Annotated in this window: 19 protein-coding genes; 2 read left to right on the plus strand and 17 right to left on the minus strand. The window is 43.3% G+C overall.

Going from position 1 to position 20,730, the window contains the following annotated elements; genetic code table 11:
* Window positions 1–8: 8 nt before the first annotated feature.
* From HUW51_RS03060 to HUW51_RS03140, 17 genes are all read right to left on the minus strand, one after another.
* The gene (locus HUW51_RS03060; RefSeq protein ID WP_185272535.1) at window positions 9–404 is read right to left on the minus strand and encodes a GtrA family protein; all 396 of its coding nucleotides are present in this window, start codon (window positions 402–404) and stop codon (window positions 9–11) included.
* A 403-nt stretch (window positions 405–807) separates the two neighbouring features.
* Entirely contained in the window at window positions 808–1,413 is a 606-nt protein-coding gene (locus tag HUW51_RS03065; protein WP_185272536.1) for a hypothetical protein, read from the minus strand.
* Window positions 1,414–1,560: 147 nt separating this feature from the next.
* Window positions 1,561–1,890: a DHCW motif cupin fold protein gene (locus HUW51_RS03070; RefSeq protein ID WP_185272537.1), complete on the minus strand. Its 330-nt coding sequence runs from the start codon at window positions 1,888–1,890 to the stop codon at window positions 1,561–1,563.
* Between the two features lie 63 nt (window positions 1,891–1,953).
* Window positions 1,954–3,153, minus strand: a complete 1,200-nt coding sequence (locus tag HUW51_RS03075; RefSeq protein ID WP_228466920.1) for an MFS transporter — start codon at window positions 3,151–3,153, stop codon at window positions 1,954–1,956.
* Between the two features lie 245 nt (window positions 3,154–3,398).
* A complete protein-coding gene (locus tag HUW51_RS03080; RefSeq protein WP_185272538.1) occupies window positions 3,399–3,929 on the minus strand; it encodes a DinB family protein in 531 nt (176 codons plus the stop codon).
* Between the two features lie 144 nt (window positions 3,930–4,073).
* Window positions 4,074–4,754 carry a hypothetical protein gene (locus tag HUW51_RS03085; RefSeq protein WP_185272539.1) on the minus strand — a complete coding sequence of 227 codons (681 nt, stop codon included), beginning with the start codon at window positions 4,752–4,754 and terminating at the stop codon, window positions 4,074–4,076.
* Between the two features lie 147 nt (window positions 4,755–4,901).
* Complete coding sequence (locus HUW51_RS03090) at window positions 4,902–5,693, minus strand: SDR family NAD(P)-dependent oxidoreductase (protein WP_185272540.1); 792 nt, start codon at window positions 5,691–5,693, stop codon at window positions 4,902–4,904.
* Window positions 5,694–5,764: 71 nt separating this feature from the next.
* The gene (gene amaB, locus HUW51_RS03095) at window positions 5,765–7,336 is read right to left on the minus strand and encodes an L-piperidine-6-carboxylate dehydrogenase (protein ID WP_185272541.1); all 1,572 of its coding nucleotides are present in this window, start codon (window positions 7,334–7,336) and stop codon (window positions 5,765–5,767) included.
* Window positions 7,337–7,476: 140 nt separating this feature from the next.
* Window positions 7,477–8,994, minus strand: coding sequence for a S1C family serine protease (locus tag HUW51_RS03100; RefSeq protein WP_185272542.1), 1,518 nt, complete (start codon window positions 8,992–8,994; stop codon window positions 7,477–7,479).
* A gap of 201 nt (window positions 8,995–9,195) precedes the next feature.
* Window positions 9,196–9,639: an Hsp20/alpha crystallin family protein gene (locus HUW51_RS03105; RefSeq protein WP_185272543.1), complete on the minus strand. Its 444-nt coding sequence runs from the start codon at window positions 9,637–9,639 to the stop codon at window positions 9,196–9,198.
* Window positions 9,640–9,847: 208 nt separating this feature from the next.
* On the minus strand, window positions 9,848–10,681 hold the full coding sequence (locus tag HUW51_RS03110) for a DUF2490 domain-containing protein (RefSeq protein ID WP_185272544.1): 834 nt from the start codon (window positions 10,679–10,681) through the stop codon (window positions 9,848–9,850).
* 72 nt (window positions 10,682–10,753) lie between these two features.
* A complete protein-coding gene (locus HUW51_RS03115) occupies window positions 10,754–11,944 on the minus strand; it encodes a M20 metallopeptidase family protein (protein WP_185272545.1) in 1,191 nt (396 codons plus the stop codon).
* A 154-nt stretch (window positions 11,945–12,098) separates the two neighbouring features.
* The gene (locus HUW51_RS03120; protein ID WP_185272546.1) at window positions 12,099–12,617 is read right to left on the minus strand and encodes a sporulation protein; all 519 of its coding nucleotides are present in this window, start codon (window positions 12,615–12,617) and stop codon (window positions 12,099–12,101) included.
* Complete coding sequence (deoC, locus tag HUW51_RS03125) at window positions 12,598–13,281, minus strand: deoxyribose-phosphate aldolase (protein ID WP_228466922.1); 684 nt, start codon at window positions 13,279–13,281, stop codon at window positions 12,598–12,600. Before deoC ends, HUW51_RS03120 begins: the two co-directional genes overlap by 20 nt.
* Window positions 13,271–16,639, minus strand: coding sequence for a preprotein translocase subunit SecA (secA, locus tag HUW51_RS03130; protein WP_185272547.1), 3,369 nt, complete (start codon window positions 16,637–16,639; stop codon window positions 13,271–13,273). The genes deoC and secA overlap by 11 nt, the downstream gene beginning before the upstream one ends.
* Window positions 16,640–17,080: 441 nt before the next feature.
* Window positions 17,081–18,025, minus strand: coding sequence for a Ppx/GppA phosphatase family protein (locus HUW51_RS03135; RefSeq protein ID WP_185272548.1), 945 nt, complete (start codon window positions 18,023–18,025; stop codon window positions 17,081–17,083).
* Window positions 18,022–18,936, minus strand: coding sequence for a class I SAM-dependent methyltransferase (locus HUW51_RS03140; protein ID WP_185272549.1), 915 nt, complete (start codon window positions 18,934–18,936; stop codon window positions 18,022–18,024). Before HUW51_RS03140 ends, HUW51_RS03135 begins: the two co-directional genes overlap by 4 nt.
* A 316-nt stretch (window positions 18,937–19,252) precedes the next feature.
* On the opposite strand from HUW51_RS03140, the gene dapF reads away from it, so the two are divergent.
* Both dapF and HUW51_RS03150 read left to right on the plus strand, forming a co-directional pair.
* The gene (gene dapF, locus HUW51_RS03145; protein WP_185272550.1) at window positions 19,253–20,029 is read left to right on the plus strand and encodes a diaminopimelate epimerase; all 777 of its coding nucleotides are present in this window, start codon (window positions 19,253–19,255) and stop codon (window positions 20,027–20,029) included.
* A 14-nt stretch (window positions 20,030–20,043) separates the two neighbouring features.
* Window positions 20,044–20,562 (plus strand): GNAT family N-acetyltransferase, encoded by a 519-nt coding sequence (locus HUW51_RS03150; RefSeq protein WP_185272551.1) that lies wholly within the window; start codon window positions 20,044–20,046, stop codon window positions 20,560–20,562.
* Window positions 20,563–20,730 lie beyond the last annotated feature (168 nt).

Raw genomic sequence — 20,730 nt, forward strand, 5'->3', positions numbered from 1 at the left:
TACCATTTTTAAAGCGTGAAAGTGAAGAAGTAGTTGAAAAAGAAATTCCAGAAGAACACCAGTACAATGGCGCAGAACTTAGCAACGTAAAAGTTAAGTTTTGCTTTTTCGGTGAGTAAATATAGAATTAGGTTGTTTAGTATTAATCCAACCAAGGCAATTAAAACAAATTTCGAAAACTGAACGGCGATGCCCGGATCAGCACTCCGGAAAGTCCACCACCGGTTTAACAGGTAATTGCTGGTGCAGGCTACTGCAAAGCCCAAGCTATTGGCCAGGTATTTATTCCAGCGCAGCTTTTCTTTGGTAAGGTAAGTAATGCCAAAATCGAGCAGCAAACCCGAAAACCCCACCAGCCCAAACTTTAAAAATTTAAAAAATAAGGCGGTTGGGTTATCAAACATGTAAGATTTTGCGGCGGTAAAGCAGATACAATATTTTTAAGAAGCAAAGGTAAATACTTTAGCATAGCAAGCCAAAACACCTACCGCTGCCTCAAGCATTTCTCCTGGTTAGCTGATGCAGAAATGTTAAAAATCCGCAACAAGTAAACAAATACCCGTTTAGGATGACTTGGGTGCGGATTTACCTCGGTGGCTTATAATACCAATAGGATAGTAAATCCGCACCAGTGGGCTAGAATATAAAGCCTGGTTAAATGCAGCATCTCAGCCCACAAAAGCAATAAGATTAACTGCTCAGTTAAATTGAGTTCTGTTAATTAACCAAATAGCTTTGTATCCGAAATTGATATCCGGCAACTAAACCGCACCTGAGATAAGGGGAAATAAGAATTTTTAAATTTTCTTATTTCGCCGGCGAAGCTGATTTAGGTGGATTAATCATGATGTGAGCGTTGTGTTTTCCGGGATCCATAATCCAGGGCAAGCCGGGGCCATCGGGTTTAAGCGGCAAACCAGTGCTCTCGGAAGTAGCAAACGGAATGTACACCACCGAACGCAAGTAACCATTTTTTACTTCGCCGGTAGTTTTGTTAAAATCATCCTCTTCCGCCGAAAAAGAAAATAAGGTGGTCGGGTTCTTCGGCATTTTTAATTTTCCGGCTTTGGCTTCTTGCTCGCGGGTATCAAAAATTTCCTGGCCCGATTTACCAGCTTTCCGAAGTGCCCGGCCCCGCGCCATAAAAGGCTCTAAATCTTTGTGATAACAAGATGCATTAAAACCTTTTTGCTTGGGGTCATCGCCTAAGCAAATTAGCTCGTTCGTTCCTTTCCGTAACAGCGTTAAGGTACCATCGCCGGTGTAACCGTATACCGCGGCCCCATCGCGTTTATCGGCGGGAGCAGCTAAAACTGCTGCTTTAATCTGAACTTCGGGGGTAGGAACTGTGGTTTGAGCTACGCTGGTAAAAGCAGGCGCAGCCATCAGTAAAAAGGCTAACAACTTTTTCATAGGCTTTATTTAAAGTTTAGTTTTACTTCTTCCTGAAAAAATGCGGAAACTGTAAGGTAGTTATTTAGCGAAAGGTTTAAAATAAAATTTGTATTATTTACCTATCCATTTAAAAGCAACTACATTTTAAAATTTACCTGTTGTACGTTAATCCACAATAAAAACGGTAGCGCCGTTGCCGGATGCAATTTTATGCGCCTCGGTATTATCGGCTACCACAAAGGTTTCGCCGGCTTGTACCATACTGGTTCGGCCATCGGTTAAAGTTACCAGCACCTCTCCTGCCAGTACCAGCATTACCTGCCCCCGGTGGTTCCAATGATTAGCCTGGTACTCGGGTAGGTATTGCACCAGGCGCACCCGCACGTTACCCAGTTCCCAGATTTTGCTCATGGCGCTACCTGTTAAACCCGGCACTTCCACCACCTCTACCTCGTCCCAGTTAATCAGCTGAAAAGGAATATTTTCAATTTTCATACAGTATGGGTTTAAGAAAACAGAAAAATTTTAAAAATTGATTGCTCCCGGAAGCTTGGGTTGTTAGGGCTTACCAGTCCGTAATTGCGCATAGCGCACGTGCACCAGTAAAGCTAAAACCGAAAAGATTAACCCAATAAGTACTACCCCCGGCCACTGCCAAATGTGCCACAACTGGCTGGCAATAAAGGTACCGGAAGCCCCGCCTAAAAAGTAAGTAACCATGTACACCGTATTTAAACGGTTCCGAGCTTCGGGCTGCAACGAAAAAATAAGCGTTTGGTTAGAAATATGCGTGGCCTGTACGCCTAAATCCAGCAAGATTACCCCGGCCACTAAACCAATATAACTGGTTCCAAAAATACCGAATACCAGGTACGATAAAATGATTAAGCCAATGCTGTAAGTAGTTATTTGCCTGGAGTTACCTTTATCGCTGATGCGCCCCATAAATGAAGCGCCTAATGCGCCAAAAGCGCCCACTAAACCAAAGGCGCCCGCCACATCGCTGCCGGCTTTAAAGGGCGGCTCACGCAGTAGAAATGCCAGGGTAGTCCAGAAGGCGGCAAAACTGGCAAAGCACAAAGCCCCGCGCACCGCTGCCATGCGCAGCAAAGGTTCATCACGGATTAACCAACCCAAGGATTGCATTAATGATTTATAATTACCTTTATAGTCGGGGTATACCTCGGGTAATAAAAAGTATAGCACGATCCAAAGCACGAACATAACTACTGCCGCTATAATAAACATAGCCCGCCAGCCCAAATGGGCGCCCACAAAACCACTAATGGTCCGGGATAATAAAATACCAATCAGCAACCCACTCATGACAAACCCCACGGTGCGCCCCCGTTCTTCAGGACGGGCCAAATGCGCGGCCATAGGTACCAGTAACTGGGGAGTAACCGAAGTGGCACCAATAAAAAAACTGGCCGCCATTAAAAACCCGGCATTAGGCGCAAAAGCTGCCAGCAACAGGGCCACGATAATCAACGCAAAATTTACCATAATTAGTTTTTTGCGCTTCAGCATATCGCCCAACGGAATAATAAACAGCATGCCTACGGCGTAACCAACTTGGGTGAGCATCGAAATGCTGCCGGCTTTGGCCTGCGTAATCCGGAAAGTGCGGGCAATTTCGTCGAGTAAAGGCTGGTTGTAATATAAGTTGGCTACTACTAACCCGGTAGCAATGGCCATTACCCAAAGGTTTAATCTGGTTAAAGGAGGGGGCGCCAAAGTAGGCGAATGTTCTATCATTACGGATGGTGATGGTTAACAGGGAAAATAAAACTGGTTCTTTTTAAAATTTACCAGAACAAATAATTGTGTTACTGTTAACCGGTTAAATAGTTTAGCATCCGGCACATTTTAATGCCCGATAGTAGCGCAGAATAGTAAAAATTTAAAAAATGCAGGAAACCCGGTTCTGAAAACAATCCGGAACTGTATTTTATAATTCAACAAAAAACCCGTTGCGGTGTAACAACGGGCTTTTTATTAAATTAAAATAACTTTTCGCCGGGCGGGGTTACTCCTTTTAAGCGCAGGTAAACCGTAGCCTGACCGCGATGGTGCGTTTGGTGCTCAAATGCTTTATCAAAAGCTAAACCGCGGTTAATATCCTGGTTAAATACTTTTACGTTTTCGGCCAGTTGGGCATCGGTAACCTTGTTTAAGGCGGCAATTACAAAATCGTAACTTTCCAGAACTACTTTACTCAGGCCGGCCTTGGTTTTAAACTCATCCATTTTTTCTAAATTTTTACCCTGGTACGGGTTCGTAGCGCCGGAAGCAGCCGCTGCAAAGTTAAAATTAGCGTTGGCCAGGTGCAGCATCTGCTCGGCGAAACTGCGGATTTCGGGCGTTGGTTTATAGCTGAGACCGGCTTCCGGCATGGCATCTAAATACTCTTTGGTATAAGCCTTGGCCCGTTGCCAATCGGCTACCATCTGACTTTTAGACGGTGGAGTAGCCGCCCGAAGGCTGCTTATCAGTATAAATAATAAGGGTAAAAGGAAAGTAGCTTTTTTCATATAAGGCAGAAGTTAAAGGTTAAATAACGGGTTATAAAACCGAATGTAATAAAATTTTACGCATTGCCATTTAACAAAAATTTAAAAATTAACCTGAATTTAATCAAACAGCTAAAGCAAAATAATAGCACAATCCCGGTTGAATTAAAACCATTCTATATCCGGGTTTAAAGGCAAATAATTGTTTTTGATTTGCTGGTTGGCAGCGTGTACCGTTATGGCTACGCAACGTTCTTGTTCGTTTATTTCAAAGGCAATACCTGCGGCCGCGGCATCGTAAATAAAAATTTTGCCCGTTGTTTTTGGCACCGGGTAAGCTCCTGCTTTTACTACCCCAGGAAAAGCCTTTTGAATAACCGATAAGCTGGCATTTACGTGAACAGAATCGGTGGTTATAAAATAAGGCGAGGTAACCCGTATTTGATCTACCCGGCTAGCCTGGTTGGGGGCACCCATGTTGGTTTTAAAATAAAGGGTAGTTTGGTGACGGGTAGTGTCTTTAGCGTTAGCTGCCGGTTTCGAGAACCACGTAGATAAAGCCTTGCCCATCGCGGCATCGCCTTGGTCGGGTTTACCTAAGCGCGCCGTTACTGCTTCGGCTTTTTCCTGCAAAGCAGTTAAACCAATACTTTTTCCGGGCACAATTAAACGGCTAGAATCGATGGAAGCAGTACTGGAGTTGTTACTTGGTGCTGGTTTGGCGGCGTTATCCGCTGATTGATTTTCTGGTTGAGTCGTTTGGTTTTCTTGTTTGGCGGTGCAGCTCCAGCTTGCCCAAAGTAAAAAAATAAAGAAAATATAGTTTCGGTGATTACGGTGCAACATTACAGTTTTAATTACAAGTAAGTGGTGGCGATAATTTTAAAAACAAATACAGCCAACTGTTACTACCCCTGTGAGAATTAGAATAAACTTGACCGGATTTTTAAATTTTTAAAATTTACTCATTTAAATGTAGTGGGCCTTGTACCATTATGAAGGCTTAGCCTTTTCCCGCTCCGACATTTTCCGGACCAAGGCCGTTAATAATTTACGGGGAACAAAACGCGCCGAGTTAGCAAGCAGCCAATTACGAAAACCCGGAATAGCCACCGTTTTCCCGGCCATGAAAGCCCGATAGCCGTAAGCGGCTACTTCTGCAGCGCTGGAAATCTTTTTGCCTTTAAATAATTTAGATTCTTCCAGGGCAGCCGCCTGCAGAAAGCCCGATTCGGTTGGGCCGGGGCATAGCGCCGTAACGGTAATGCCCGTACCCTGCAGCTCATTGGCTATAGCTTCCGAAAACGACAATACGTAGGCCTTAGTAGCAAAGTAAACCGCCATTAAAGGGCCAGGCTGAAAAGCGGCCGTAGAGGCTATATTTAAAATCCGGCCACGCCGGCGCTCTACCATGTCGCGGACAAACAATTTAGTAAAATGCGTGAGCGCCGTAATATTCAGGTTAATCATTTGTTCTTCTTTCGCCCAATTTGTTTCTACGAAAAAACCAAAATCGCCGAAACCGGCATTATTTACTAGATAGTCCACGTCTATGTTTCTGGCTTTTAAACTGGCATAAACTATTGTTGCGGCTTGGGGCTGACTTAAATCCTGCGCTACTACGGTTACTTGCACGTGGTAAGCTGACTGCAATTCCCCAGCGATTTGGTTTAATTTAGCTTCGCTCCGGGCTACTAATACCAAGTTATGTTGGCGCTGCGCAAACAGTTTGGCAAACTCGTAACCGATGCCACCGGAAGCCCCCGTTATTAAAGCCGTTTTCATGGAAATAATCTATTGTAAAAACAGAAAAATTTAAAAAATCAGGTTCCTGATTGTGCCGGTAGTGCCTTTTATCAGAAATCGAACTTGATTCCTTGGGCTAAGGGCAATTCGCGGCTAAAATTAATGGTATTGGTTTGGCGGCGCATGTACACTTTCCAGGCATCCGACCCGGACTCGCGGCCACCACCGGTATCTTTTTCGCCGCCAAAAGCGCCGCCAATTTCTGCGCCCGAAGTACCAATATTTACGTTGGCTATGCCGCAATCCGAACCCCACGCCGATAAAAAAACTTCGGTTTGCCCCAGATTAGTTGAGAAAATGGCTGAAGATAATCCTTGCCGTACCCCGTTTTGTAAGGCAATCGCATTTTCTAATTCCCCGGAGTATTTAATTAAATACAAGATGGGCGCAAATGTTTCTTCCTGCACGGTACGGTAGGTATTTTGGGCTTCTACCAAGGCCGGAGTTACGTAAGTACCGGTTTCGTAGCCTTCGCCGGTTAAAACTTCGCCGCCAATTAAAAGGGTACCTCCTTCTTGTTGCACGGCTATTAAAGATTTTTTAAAATTTTCTACAGCTTCCTTATCAATTAAAGGCCCAACCAGTACGGTGTCGCTTAAAGGATTACCGATGGGTAGATTAGAATAAATTTTCAGCAGGCGTTCTTTCACCTCATCGTAAATAGAGTCGTGCACAATCAGGCGACGCGTGGTAGTGCAACGTTGGCCGCAAGTACCTACCGCGCCAAAAACCACGGCCCGCAGAGCCATATCCAGATTGGCGTTTTCGGTTAAAATAATGGCGTTATTTCCGCCTAATTCTAATAAAGCCCGCCCTAGCCGGGCACCAACAGCCGCACCAACTTTTTTACCCATGCGCGTAGAACCGGTGGCCGACAACAATGGAATCCGGCTATCCGCCGCCATTAAAGCGCCAATTTCGGCATCACCGATGATTACATTAAAAATTCCTTCGGGCAAATTATTTTCTACTAACACTTCTTTTAAAATGTGCTGACACGCAATGGCTGTTAAAGGCGTTTTCTCCGAAGGTTTCCAGATGCACACATCGCCACATACGGCGGCCAGCATGGCGTTCCAGCTCCAAACCGCCACCGGAAAGTTAAAAGCCGAGATAATACCGACAATTCCTAACGCGTGGTACTGTTCGTACATGCGGTGCCCCGGCCGTTCGGAGTGCATGGTAAAACCGTGTAACTGGCGCGATAACCCAACGGCAAAATCACAGATATCAATCATTTCCTGCACTTCGCCTAAACCTTCCTGGTAAATTTTACCCATTTCGTAGGATACCAGTTTGCCTAAAGGCTCTTTGTACTGCCGCAGTTTGTTGCCAATTTGCCGCACGATGTCGCCACGTTTGGGAGCGGGTACCTGCCGCCATTGGATAAAAGCTTGTTCGGCGGTTTTAATTACTTGTTCGTAATCGTCGGGTGTAGCCAGATTTACCGCGGCGATTGCCTGTCCATCTACCGGGGAGTAAATTGTTTTCGTGTTTACATTACCCGTACCGCCCCACACTAAGCCTGTACTAAAAGCCGGGTTAGTAGCTTTAATACCCAGGGTAGTTTTTATTTCTTCCACAATTAATTGCTGCGGACTAACATCAATGGCTTGTTTCATAATACCTGATACGGACTAAATTTTAAAAAAGTAAAAAGACGAAGCACCAATTTTTAAGATAGGTTTGGCGAGTACCGGTATAAAATAAAAAAGCCGCTGCTTTATAGCAACGGCTTTCTGTAATAAAATTTTTTAAAAAATTAGCGGCGGCCAATTGGATAAAATGCCCGGCGGCCATCCGGATAAGTACCTTCTACCAGTACCCCGGATTCACTTTCGGCTTCTTTTAACAGGCGCTCTACATCCTGCGGTTTTTCCACTTTCGATTTATCAATCCGGGTAATAATAAAACCATCTACCATACCGGTTTGCTTAAACTCGCTAGATTTTACATTGCTGATTTTAGCACCCCCATCTAAATTAAGTTTGGTCATTTCGGCTTTAGATACAGGTTCAAATTTGGCGCCTCCGTAAGTAACGGCTTTGGCTAATTCCCGCTTTACTACGTTGGTATCGCCCATGCGATTGCGCAGGGTAACGGTGGCGGTTTTGGTTTCGTTATCGCGTAAGTAAGTTACTTTTACTTTATCACCGGGGCGGTAACGGGCAACCTGCTCTTGCACTGCGGCACTGGTATTTACGTTTACGCCGTTAATTTGCGTAATTACGTCTCCCTTTTTCAAGCCAGCATCTTCGGCAGCACTGTTCTCGGAGAAATTATTGATGTAAATACCGTTTAACGTTTTAATTTTTTTCTCTTCAGCTAATTTAGCATCTACTTCCCGCATCGAAATGCCCAGGAAAGCCCGTTGCACTTCGCCGTATTTTAATAAATCGTCAATTACTTTGCTTACAATCGAAGAAGGTACCGCAAAAGAATAACCCGCGAATGATCCGGTTTGAGTGGCAATGGCGGTATTAATACCAATTAAATCGCCATTCAGGTTTACTAAGGCCCCACCACTGTTACCCGGGTTAACGGCCGCATCGGTTTGTATAAAAGATTCTACGCCTAAGTTATTGCCTTGGGCATCTACGTTCTGCACAATACCTACATTGCGGCCTTTCGCGCTAATAATACCGGCTGTAACGGTTGAATTTAAATTTAACGGGTTACCCACAGCTAGCACCCATTCCCCTACCCGAACATTATCGGAGTTACCATAACGCACGGTAGGTAATTTATCGGCGTTTACTTTTAACAAAGCCAAATCAGTACTGGGGTCCGCACCAATTAAGGTAGCCGGAAGCTCGCGCTTATCGTCCATTACTACTTTAATTTTATCGGCTTTATCGATTACGTGATTGTTGGTAATAATATAACCGTTAGAAGCAATAATTACCCCAGAACCCGAACCTAAAGAAGGGCCTTGCCGACGGTGATAACCTTCGAAATCATCACCAAAAAAGTCGCGGAAGAAAGGATCGATATCTTGCCGGCGCGATTTATTCTGGGCTAACTCGGTACCATACTCGGTCATAACGTGCACTACCGCCGGGGTTACCGCTTCGGCCGCTGCTACAAAATTTAATCCCTCCGGTACTTTTACTTCGCTGTCGTGCATTAAGCTGGAATAACGGAAATTGCGTACCGGCTGCTCTTGTTGCACCTGCACTACGGGCTCGTCGTCTTCCAGCAGTTTGTAACCACCAATGGCTAAGCCTCCACCCATTACGGCAGAAAGCACCAACCCGAACATAAATTGTCTTGGTTTCATCACTTTATACTTAACAATATTTTTTTAGCTGTTATTTTATCTCAATCTTACTAATTAAACATACAACGCACAAGTATTTGGCTTATTGTAGTTTATTCTGTACGTAAAATTGCAAAAGAGATTGTTTAAATTTAAAACAATCTTGAATAAAAAAGGCGCCATACAGCGCGCCTTTTTACTTTAAAATTTTACCTAAAATCCTTATTTAATCTGGATCTGGTGTTTTTTAACTTTTTGCTCGTCTTTTGGTACTACCACATGTAAAATACCATTCTCAAAGTGGGCATCAATTTGAGCCGGATTTACATTATCGGGTAAGAAGAAAGTTCTGCTGAAAGAACCATATTGTGTTTCGAGCAAGTGGTATTTTTTGTTTGGGTTTTCTTCTTCTTTGTTAAACTTGCGCTCACCCGCAATAGTTAACTTACCTTCCTGAAAGTCGATGCTTATATCTTCTTTGCTTAAACCAGGCAACGATACGTTAAACTCGTACTGGTTTTCGGTTTCAAAGGCATCTACGTTCGGGGTGAAATCAGCTAATTGCCGGCGGTTGTTTACAGTTTCGTTGAAAAAACGATCTAACATAGTGCTGAAAGTTTGCGGCATTTTATCAGTTAAATAACCGTTATACTTTGTGATTGTCATCGCTTTAATCTCCTATTTTTATATTTTTAAGTTTTATTTTTCTGATTGATATACTTTCTATAGTAAATATTATACCAACAGAGTAAAACCGCTAAATCCAGACTTAATGACATTAAAACTTCTACCCACAAGGCAAATAAATGACATTAAGTCTTAAATTTTTAAAAATTTAACTTTTCAGGAGCACGATAGCTACCTAAATACGCTATTAATCTTGCTGAACCGGCATTGGTATCCGGGGAAAAGGCTTATTCCCCTGAAAAATTGTATATCGGAATTCAACTCCCCATATGGGAGTAATGCTATTTTGATTTTCGCCGGCAATTACCGTTTTGGTTTGTTCATTTACCTTATCCGGTAGCTGTGAATAATCGGTTTGTTTGGTAAAAAAAGGAGTAAAGGTAAGATGCGGATTAGGTTGTATGGCTACTTCAAAGCGCAAACGGGTACGGTCAGCTATTCTGCCGACATAAGGCTTCGTAGATTTAAAATCTGTGTATAAAAACAATTCGTAACCCGCCCGGAGCCGGATAGGCAGATTATTTATTTTAAGGGCTTTATCCAGATCTAACCGGGGTCGCAGCCGACCTACAGAAGAGGTAGTGGTATATTGCAGGTAATCTACCATTAACCGTTTTATTACTTGTAAACCAACAATGGAGCTTAAGTGGCGCAGGTATACATCCGTAAAAAAAAGTTTGCGGCCAGGTTCAAAGCTAAACATTTGCGAACCTCCCACCCCCCAGGCATTCGTTAATACATGCTCGTAACCTACTCGAAACTGGATTCGCTTTAACTGATTATTCAGAATTGGTGAATGTAAACCTTGATAATCTTGGTTGGTGGTAAAGCGGTATTGGTGTCGAAAAAATAAAAAACTGGTACTTTTAAAAACGAATTCGGCTTGCACCTCGGGCCACAGTTCTGGTGCTAGCTGTTGCTTTTGCTGCCCCTGAACCAATATAGCATTGAAGAAAAATAAAAAATTAAAAAAAAAGACTCGTGTAACAGGTACTGCCAATACATTAAAGCCCCACTTCATACACCCAAATCAACGTTTGTTCGAATGGCAAAACGGATGTACCAGCTAACTGGTTATGAATTATGCTCTAAATTAATTTTTTAACTCACTTAAAGCCAACCAGGCCATTAAGCCAATGCCGGTTTCTAAAGCAGTTTCGTCGACATCAAAAGTGGGGGTATGCACCGAAGAGGTTATACCGCGTTCTTCGTTGCGGGTACCTAAGCGGTAAAAACAAGCATCAATTTGTTGGGTATAATACGCAAAATCTTCGGCCGCCATCCATAAATCCAGGTCTACCACGTTTTCTGAACCTAAATAGCTCTCGGCAGCAGCCCGCATTTTTTCCGTTAATTCAGGCGAATTTTGTAAATACGGATAGCCTCTTCTGATTTCGAAATCGCAGCTTCCGCCCATCGCTTCGGCCAATTGCTCGGCCATTTTTTTCATTTTAACGTGCGCCTCGGCTCGCCATTCCTCGTTCATGGTCCGGAAAGTACCTTCAATTCTTACTTCATTCGGAATTATATTGGTAGCCCCATTGGCAATTACTTTCCCAAAAGAGAGAACCGTTGGCACTTTGGGGCTGGCCGCTCGGCTTACTATTTGTTGTAAAGCCACAATCAAGTGCGCCGAAATAAGCACCGGATCAATATTCATTTCGGGCATGGCTCCGTGGCCACCCTTTCCAGTAACGGTAATATATAACTCATCGGCGCTGGCCATGTACATGCCCGGTCTTACGCCTACTTTACCGGCTGGTAACTGCGGAAATACATGTTGCCCAAAAATAGCCGCAGGAGCCGGATTTTGCAGCACCCCTTCTTTAATCATAATGGAAGCCCCACCGGGAATTAATTCTTCACCCGGTTGAAAAATTAGCTTTACCGTTCCTTCAAATTGATTTCGTAATTGACTTAAAATACGGGCCGTACCTAACAAAGAAGAAGTGTGCACATCGTGTCCGCAGGCGTGCATGACCCCTGTATTTTTTGATTTATAGGGCACCTCGTTTTGCTCGGTGATGGGTAAAGCATCCATATCGCCCCGGAGGGCTACTACTTTTTTGCCTGGATTTTTGCCTTCAATTAAAGCCATAACACCCGTTTCGGCCATGGTTATTGGCTCCAGGCCAAACGACTTTAACTTTTCTTTAACAAAGGCGGCTGTCTGGTATTCCTGAAAAGAAAGTTCGGGATTGGCGTGTAAATGTTGCCGGATTTGTACTACATCGGGGGCATATTCACGAGCTAGCTTTTGTACGACTTCTTTCAGATCAGACATGATAAGAGTTAAGAGTTAAAGGTTATAAGTTGAAAGTGATAAGTAAAAGTAACCAAAAGGGCACCCAGATCATCCAGAGGGCTTATTTGCTTATTCTAAAATTTAAAAAATCAGCTTTAGGTTACCGGATAATTAAAGACAACCCGTCATTATTTTACCGGTTTATATTTATCTGGTCAGTAATTATCAAGGCGTTCGGCGAAATATCCCGGATGCGGGAAAGTACTTGCTGCGCTTCAATCCGGGTTAAGTAATCACCTACTTTAAGCCGGAAAGTTGGTTGCCGGTATTGCAGGTAATCCCGTTCCTCGGGTATCCGTTCGATAATAGCTCGCCGCATGTCCATGGCCGTTTTACGTTCTGTTCCGGTATACATTAATATGCGGTAACCAGAGGCATATTTTATGGCTTTGTTCGCGCTAGCCATGGTATCAAGCAAAGCTGTTACACGGTTGTTCACGTGGTTAGTAGGAGTAACTAATACCGTAGGCTCGGTGGTAGGCTTAGGGTTCTCCGTAGATTCTGTGGGAGGAGCCGGAAACTTGGGCCGGTAAACGCTAAAATCTTCTACTTTTGCTGCTGCTTCGGTATTTGAGGAAGTTCCAGGAGGCCTGGTGCAGGAAATAAGCACTAAAAATAAAAAACTTAGCTCTTTAAATCTGATTTTTCTCATGCTTTATAAGTTGCACTCCCACCGATGTACCTAAACGATCAGCTCCCGCTTTTATTAATTCCTGAGCAAAGTTAAAATCCCGGATACCACCTGATGCTTTAATCCGAACTTTATCGGGCAATGAATCCCGCATAAGCATAATATCTTCTACTAAAGCGCCTTGCTGCGCAAAACCCGTGGAAGTTTTTACAAAATCGGCTTCAGCTTGGGCGCAAATAGCACAGGCTTCTATAATTTCTTCTTCCGATAACAGAGCAGTTTCGATAATTACTTTTAACAAGCCACCCCGCAAATGGCAAAGTGTAGCTAGTTCGCCAATTTCATTTTCTACATCGGCCAACTTACCCGATTTAAAAGCCGCTAAGTTCCAGACTACATCTATTTCGGAAGCCCCGGTACTTAATGCTTTGTGCGCTTCAAAAAATTTAACTTCGGCCGTTTGATAACCAAAAGGAAAACCTATTACGGTAGCTATATTAACCGAACTTTCGCCTAAAATGCTATTGGCAATTTTTACATAGCAAGGAGGCACACAAACCGCCGCAAACTGATACTCCTGGGCTTCGGCACACAATTGCCGGATCATACGCTCATCGGCATCGGGCCGCAGGAGCGTATGATCAATGTAATGGGCAATAGGTGGAATATTTGATTTAGTCTTCAATGATTACACAGAGATGGTTTAACACATCCTGTTCTACGCTTTTGTATTTCACATCGCGTACGATCCGGCCATCATTGTACTGCACGCTTACTTTATCGTTACGGCCTGCCACTTTATGCGACCGCACCGGAACCGCTTTTACAGCAGCCTGCGCCTCCGCAGCTTCTTCGGCCGCCGGACCTTCTAAAACAGAATGTACTTCTTCTTTTTGCACTTTTAAGGCCGGAGCTTTAGCGGGTTTTGGAGGCCGCGCTTCTTGCACTTCTTCGGATCTTTGAACCGGAATATCCGCTTTAAACAAGAATGAAACCGTTTCTTCGTTTACTTTGCCAATCATGCGTTTAAACAGCTCAAAAGATTCAAACTTGTAAATTAACAACGGATCTTTTTGCTCGTAAACGGCATTCTGTACCGATTGTTTTAAATCGTCCATCTCCCGTAAATGCTGCGTCCAGGCCTGATCAATGGTAGCCAGCGTAATTGCTTTCTCCATTTCTTTAATCAATTCCCGCGACTGCGTATTATACGCTTTTTCCAGATTCGTCATGGCGGTAATTTGCTTGCGCCCATCTGAGAATGGCACTGCTATGGTTTCAATCATAGCACGGTTCTGGTAAATATCCGTGATAATTGGCATAGAATGCTCCGCAATGGCTTTATTCTTATTCAAGTAATAAGTTAAAGCTTCGTTGTACAGCTTCTCCGTTAACTCAGCGTCTGAAGTGCTGGCTAACTCATTAGCCGTAATGGCGGTATCAAAACCAAATACCCGGATTATATTTAAAGTAAAATCTTCAAAGTCTCCACTGGCTTTATGGCCCGCTACAATATCTTCGCTCAGATCATAAATCATGTTCCAGATATCCAGTTCTAACCGCTCTCCATACAAGGCATTCCGACGCCGGCGATAAACTACCTCCCGTTGGGCATTCATTACGTCGTCGTATTCCAGCAAGCGTTTCCGGATACCAAAGTTATTTTCTTCTACTTTTTTCTGGGCCCTTTCAATAGAGTTAGAAATCATGGAATGCTGAATAACTTCGCCTTCTTCTAAACCTAAACGGTCCATTAGTTTGGCAATCCGCTCGGAACCAAATAAACGCATCAGGCTATCGTCCAAGCTCACGAAAAACTGTGAAGAACCCGGGTCACCTTGCCGGCCGGAACGACCACGTAATTGGCGGTCAACGCGGCGGGATTCGTGACGCTCCGTACCAATAATCGCTAAACCACCAGCCTGCTTTGATTCTGGCGTTAATTTAATATCAGTACCCCGACCAGCCATGTTGGTGGCAATAGTAACGGTGCTGGGCTTACCAGCTTCGGCTACAATTTCGGCTTCTTTTTGGTGGAGTTTGGCATTTAATACCTGGTGCGGAATTTTCCGGATTTGCAGCATCCGGCTTACTAATTCTGAAATTTCTACGGAGGTAGTACCTACTAATACCGGACGACCTGCGGCGGTTAACTCCTGAATTTCTTCGGCTACGGCGTTAAATTTCTCGCGTACGGTTTTATAAACTTTATCGTGGCGGTCTTCACGAACAACTGGTCTATTCGTTGGAATAGTAACCACGTCCAATTTATAAATTTCCCAGAATTCGCCGGCTTCCGTTTCAGCGGTACCAGTCATACCGCAAAGTTTGTGGTACATCCGGAAATAATTTTGCAGCGTAACCGTAGCGTAAGTTTGCGTAGCATCTTCTACCCGTACGTTTTCCTTGGCTTCAATAGCCTGGTGTAAGCCATCGGAATAACGGCGACCTTCCATTACCCGGCCGGTTTGCTCATCTACAATTTTTACTTTCCGGTCTTCCGTAACAATATATTCTACGTCTTTTTCGAATAAAGTATAGGCTTTTAATAATTGGTTAATAGTATGCACCCGCTGCGATTTCTCGGCAAAATCATTCATTAACTTTTCTTTGCGGTGCAAACGCTCCTCATCCGAAATAGACTTGTCGTTTTCAATAGTAGCTAACTCAGTACCAATATCCGGCATAATAAAGAAGTTTGGATCTTCTCCCTGACCGGTAATCATATCAAGCCCTTTTTCGGTTAGTTCGATGTTATTATTTTTTTCATCGATGGTAAAGTAAAGCGGCTCATCGGCTTGCGGCATTTGGCGGGCATTATCCTGCAGGAAAAAGTTTTCGGTTTTTTGCAAAGCCGCCCGGATACCGGTTTCACCTAAAAATTTAATTAAAGGTTTATTTTTAGGTAATCCCCTGTAAGCTCTAAACAAAGATAAACCGCCTTCTTTTTCGTTGCCTTCTTTTAATAACCGTTTAGCTTCTACTAAAAAATTACCTACTACCTTTTTTTGCGCTTCCACCAGCATGGCAATACGAGGCTTCAGTTCATAAAACTCGTGTTCATCGCCGCGTGGTACTGGCCCCGAAATAATTAACGGTGTACGGGCATCGTCAATCAACACAGAGTCTACCTCATCTACCATCGCGAAGTGGTGTTTGCGCTGCACCAATTCGTCGGGGCTACGAGCCATGTTATCGCGCAGGTAGTCAAAGCCAAATTCGTTGTTAGTACCATACGTTATATCGGCCTGGTAGGCGCGACGGCGGCTATCGGTATTGGGCTGGTGTTTATCAATACAGTCAATGCTAATCCCGTGGAACTCAAATAACGGCGCCATCCATTCAGAGTCACGCTTGGCCAAGTAATCGTTTACCGTAACCACGTGCACGCCCCGTTTAGCTAAAGCATTCAGGAAAGCTGGCAGAGTTGCTACCAATGTTTTACCTTCACCGGTACCCATCTCAGCAATTTTGCCCTGGTGCAACACAATACCCCCGATTAACTGCACATCGTAGTGCAACATATCCCAGGTAATTTCGCTACCAGCAGCCAGCCATTTATTTGCCCATATAGCTTTATCGCCTTCTAAACGCACGTTTGGTTTACGAGCAGCTATACTACGGTCCAGGTCGGTAGCCGTAACTACTAATTGGTGATTTTCTTTATACCGGCGGGCCGTTTCTTTTACAATAGCAAAGGCCTGCGGCAATACTTCCATCAGTACTTGCTCTAATTGTTTATTCCGGTCTTTTTCTAAAGTATCTATTTCGGAAAAGATATTTTCTTTCTGCATGATGTCCAGTTCCGGCTCATTATTAATCCGGTGGTGCAGGACTGCAATCTGGTCATCAATTTGTTTCAGGCGCTCGTCAATTATAGCTTTTACATCCTGGGTTCTCTGGCGGAGCTCATCATCTGAAACTGCGGCTAACCGGGCATACTCTTCGTTGATTTGTCCTACGTACGGTGTTACTTCCTTAATATCTCGTTCGGATTTGGTGCCGAAGATTTTAGCAACCGTTTTTCCAATAAAATCGAACATTGCTTGTCGTTAAAAATTAAAATAGATGTAAGTCAAAATTACAGGGTTTTTCTGAAATATCGGTATACAAGCAATTAAAACAATCTGTTTTAACTACCGCGTAGTTACTCCTATTAAAGAACACCCAAGACTTATAACAAAAAATCCGCCTAAATAATTTAGGTACTCACTTTATTACAGATGGTTTTTAAAATTGATTCAGGATTTTAAAATAATGACAGTAAATAAGTAATTAAATCTGCTTTAGAATACACACCAGGCTATTTTTGAATTATTTTACTAAAACGAAGAGTGGGTATGTCACTTTTTTAAATTTTACCTCCAACTAATCTAAATTCACCCGCTTTGGTCTGACTATTCGTCAGGGTACCAGGCAAATTTTAAAAAATTAAAAACCTGAGCCTGATAAACTTTCCAACTCAGGTAAAAAAGGTGCTGTAATTACTTTACCACTAATTTTAATTGTTCGCTTAGCAAGCCCTCTTTTAAGGCGTAAGACGAAACCCGGATTTTATATATTTCAAAATTTTCCAGAACAAAATCAATTAATATGGTAGCTACTACAATCATATCTACCCGCATTTCTGCCATACCCGGAATTTTTAAGCGCTCGGAACGGGTTTTCTTTAAAATATCATCGTAGATTTCGTAGAAGTCCGATAAAGCTAAATCCGCTTCGGTGCACGGATCGCACGAACGGTCTAGCCCTTTACGGCGCACATCAATATCACAAAGGGTGTCAAAAGTACCCGACGAACCAATTAATACACAAGGTTTATATTGTTCTATGGCTTCCGTTAATGGCTGCAGGGCTTTTTCCAGAAACTCCATCTCGGCTTCGGTATCGGCCGCAGAGATTGGATCGGTAATAAAAAACTTATCCATTAAACGTTGGGCACCAATTTCAAAGCTTTGCTTCCAGTAAATATTTTCTTCGTCGCAGATAATACATTCTACGCTGCCACCGCCAATATCAATAATCAAGCTACGCTCGGAACCAATTTCCAAAGCAGATTTAACGCCGTAATAAATTAACTCGGCCTCGCGATCGCCCGAAATAACGTCCACGTCAATGCCAATCTGGTCGCGGATAGCCTGCACCAACTTAGGTCCGTTCGTCGCATTCCGGACAGCACTGGTAGCTACCGCCTTAATTTCCTGTACTTCGTGCTTTTCTATCTCGGTTTTAAAAGCAGTTAAAGTTTGCAGCGCCCGTTCAATTGCATCGGGGGCAATAGCGCCCTGGCTTATACCATCCTGCCCCAATTTAACGGGTTCTTTCAGCTTAACTAAAGCAACAGGTTCTCCGACAGAATTAATTTCTGAGATTAGTAAATGGAAGGTATTCGTACCCATATCAATCAGGGCAAGGCGGCGACTTTTCATTTAGTTTCTATTTTGTTGTACAAAACGGTGCTAAAGCGGTAAAAGGTTCCCAAGGGCAGTTTGCGCTGGCCTTGGTCTTGTAGGTAAATTTCGCCTACCTCTTGCTGCTTTTTAGCGTGTTTCTGAAAGTTGTGCGTAATTAAGTTTTCCAGAATTAACCCGGAAAATCCTAATGAATACAAATTTATTAAAAATAAGTTATCCTGCGGATCTAACAATTGGGCGCATAATTTAATTAATTCATTGAGTTCATCTTCTAGTTGCCATTTTTCGCCGTTAGGTCCGCGGCCATAAGCCGGCGGGTCCAAAATTAAGCCTTGATAAACATTGCCGCGTTTTACTTCGCGCCGCACAAATTTCATAGCGTCTTCTACAATCCACCGGATTTGATTTAAGTTACTGGCTTCCATGTTTTCGCGCGCCCAGTAGTTCACCTGTTTTACCGAATCGAGGTGGGTTACATCGGCGCCGGCCGCTTTGGCGGCCAGAGAGGCGGCCCCGGTATAAGCAAATAAATTTAAAATTTTAGGCGATTGGGTGTTAAGCTGCCGGGTAGCGTTATAAATAAACTGCCAGTTAGGGTCTTGTTCCGGGAATAAACCCACATGTTTAAAAGAAGATAAACCTAACCGGAACCGTAATTTCATTTGCTGGTATTCGTAATTAATAAACCACTGCTCGGCCATGCCTTTCCGTAGCTGCCACTGCCCTTTTTCGGAACTGCCTTTTTCGCGCTTAAAGATAGCTTGTGCGCGCTTGTCCCATTCCGAAGCCGGCAAATTTTTATCCCAAATGGCCTGCGGTTCAGGTCGCGCCAGGTAATAATCGCCAAACCGCTCCAGTTTTTCAAAATTTCCGGAATCTACCAGCTCGTAGTCGGACCAGTTAGAAGTAGTTAAAAAAGAATACATGCTTGTAAATAAATACTTAATTTTTTAGTTAGGGGCAGCTTACAGTGTTTAAATTTTTTAAAATTTACTTTTTCTGCGTTAGTTTTTGTTGTTAGCCTTAACCTAGTTACCCTGGTAGCAAACGGCAAATACATTGTAACCCGGAAGGCAAAATTAGTAATTATCGGGTAAGACTAAATTTTAAAAATGCAAGTTGCTCTGGAGCTAAACTATTTAATTTAACCTGTGTTTTTACCTAACTTAGCTCTTGTTTTTAAAATTTCATTACTATTCCTCACCGGAAAAGAATAAACTTGCAGTAGAATTTACCTGAACCATGAACGTAACTTTTTATAAATACCAAGGCACCGGCAACGATTTTATCATGATTGATAATCGGGAATTGTTTTTTGAAGCAGATAATTACGCTTTAGTTGCCAAGCTTTGTGAACGCCGGATGGGTATTGGCGCCGATGGTTTAATTTTACTGCAAAACCGCGAAGGTTACGATTTTGAAATGGTATATTATAATGCCGATGGCCGCCCAGGTTCTATGTGCGGCAATGGCGGCCGCTGCACCGTACAATTTGCGCGGCAGTTAGGGGTTATTACCAATCAAGCTTTTTTTCTGGCAGCCGACGGCGACCATTATGCCAGCATCGATGAGAAAGGCCTGGTTTCTTTAAAAATGAACGATGTAAACCACATTGAAACTGGTGCTGACTACTATTATTTAAATACCGGCTCGCCGCACTACGTACAATTTGTAGATGCTTTAGAGCAGTTTAACGTGTTTGCCGAAGGTCAGAATATCCGCTACAACGACCGGTTTAAGACCGAAGGCACCAATGTAAATTTTGCCCAGCTTCCATCTGAGCCGCAATTATTTGTGCGTACTTACGAACGTGGAGTAGAAGACGAAACTTTTTCGTGCGGCACCGGGGTAACCGCTACGGCTTTAGCAGCTAGTTTTAAAGGCGCTACCAGTCCAGTAGCCATTCGTACATTAGGGGGTAATTTGCAGGTATCTTTTGAGCCTACCGCCACCGGTTTTACTAATATTTACCTTATTGGCCCGGCGCTGCCTGTTTTTACCGGTACTATTCAGGTATAAATGGCACGCGAAACATGTTTTTAACCGGCGAACAAATTTACCTGCGACCTTTAGAACCCCACGATCTTGACTTTTTATATACTTTAGAGAACGATACTTCTATTTGGTTGGTAAGCAATACCACTACCCCGTATGCCAGGCACGTTTTACAAAACTATTTAGATCAAGCTACGGCAGATATTTACACTGTTAAACAGCTTCGTTTACTTATCTGCACGCAACAACACCAGGCGGTGGGCGCTATAGATTTATTTGATTTTGAGCCTACCCACCAACGGGCCGGCATTGGTATTGTAATTTCCCCCTCTTTCCGGCAACAGGGCTTTGCTACCGAAGCATTAAATTTAATGTTGCATTATTGCCAGGAAAAACTTTTGCTGCACCAGGTATTTTGTTCCGTAATTAGTACCAACCAGAACAGTGTACGTTTATTTAAAAAAGCCGGATTTCAGATGGTAGGCCAGCGACGGGAGTGGATTAGAACCGCGTCGGGTTGGCAAGATCTAATAGAATTTCAAAAAATCTTTATTTAATAAGAACATTTTAAACGCACCTTCACCAAAATCGTGGCACCTCTCTTCTAAAAGTAAATATTTTATAATTTTAAATTTTCCTTTCTTTTTTAGCATTTCAAACAATCCTATTTATTTATAATCAGCTTCTACATTGCTGCTGACTATAAACGTATTACCAGATATGGT

Origin of the sequence: Adhaeribacter swui (genome assembly GCF_014217805.1) — a bacterium.
Lineage (GTDB): Bacteria > Bacteroidota > Bacteroidia > Cytophagales > Hymenobacteraceae > Adhaeribacter > Adhaeribacter swui.

What these genes read in the sequence shown, in the direction of transcription:
- HUW51_RS03060 (WP_185272535.1), bottom strand. Translation starts at nt 404, where the DNA reads ATGTTTGATAACCCAACCGCCTTATTTTTTAAATTTTTAAAGTTTGGG.
- HUW51_RS03065 (WP_185272536.1), bottom strand. Translation starts at nt 1,413, where the DNA reads ATGAAAAAGTTGTTAGCCTTTTTACTGATGGCTGCGCCTGCTTTTACC.
- HUW51_RS03070 (WP_185272537.1), bottom strand. Translation starts at nt 1,890, where the DNA reads ATGAAAATTGAAAATATTCCTTTTCAGCTGATTAACTGGGACGAGGTA.
- HUW51_RS03075 (WP_228466920.1), bottom strand. Translation starts at nt 3,153, where the DNA reads ATGATAGAACATTCGCCTACTTTGGCGCCCCCTCCTTTAACCAGATTA.
- HUW51_RS03080 (WP_185272538.1), bottom strand. Translation starts at nt 3,929, where the DNA reads ATGAAAAAAGCTACTTTCCTTTTACCCTTATTATTTATACTGATAAGC.
- HUW51_RS03085 (WP_185272539.1), bottom strand. Translation starts at nt 4,754, where the DNA reads ATGTTGCACCGTAATCACCGAAACTATATTTTCTTTATTTTTTTACTT.
- HUW51_RS03090 (WP_185272540.1), bottom strand. Translation starts at nt 5,693, where the DNA reads ATGAAAACGGCTTTAATAACGGGGGCTTCCGGTGGCATCGGTTACGAG.
- amaB (WP_185272541.1), bottom strand. Translation starts at nt 7,336, where the DNA reads ATGAAACAAGCCATTGATGTTAGTCCGCAGCAATTAATTGTGGAAGAA.
- HUW51_RS03100 (WP_185272542.1), bottom strand. Translation starts at nt 8,994, where the DNA reads ATGAAACCAAGACAATTTATGTTCGGGTTGGTGCTTTCTGCCGTAATG.
- HUW51_RS03105 (WP_185272543.1), bottom strand. Translation starts at nt 9,639, where the DNA reads ATGACAATCACAAAGTATAACGGTTATTTAACTGATAAAATGCCGCAA.
- HUW51_RS03110 (WP_185272544.1), bottom strand. Translation starts at nt 10,681, where the DNA reads ATGAAGTGGGGCTTTAATGTATTGGCAGTACCTGTTACACGAGTCTTT.
- HUW51_RS03115 (WP_185272545.1), bottom strand. Translation starts at nt 11,944, where the DNA reads ATGTCTGATCTGAAAGAAGTCGTACAAAAGCTAGCTCGTGAATATGCC.
- HUW51_RS03120 (WP_185272546.1), bottom strand. Translation starts at nt 12,617, where the DNA reads ATGAGAAAAATCAGATTTAAAGAGCTAAGTTTTTTATTTTTAGTGCTT.
- secA (WP_185272547.1), bottom strand. Translation starts at nt 16,639, where the DNA reads ATGTTCGATTTTATTGGAAAAACGGTTGCTAAAATCTTCGGCACCAAA.
- HUW51_RS03135 (WP_185272548.1), bottom strand. Translation starts at nt 18,025, where the DNA reads ATGAAAAGTCGCCGCCTTGCCCTGATTGATATGGGTACGAATACCTTC.
- HUW51_RS03140 (WP_185272549.1), bottom strand. Translation starts at nt 18,936, where the DNA reads ATGTATTCTTTTTTAACTACTTCTAACTGGTCCGACTACGAGCTGGTA.
- dapF (WP_185272550.1), top strand. Translation starts at nt 19,253, where the DNA reads ATGAACGTAACTTTTTATAAATACCAAGGCACCGGCAACGATTTTATC.
- HUW51_RS03150 (WP_185272551.1), top strand. Translation starts at nt 20,044, where the DNA reads ATGTTTTTAACCGGCGAACAAATTTACCTGCGACCTTTAGAACCCCAC.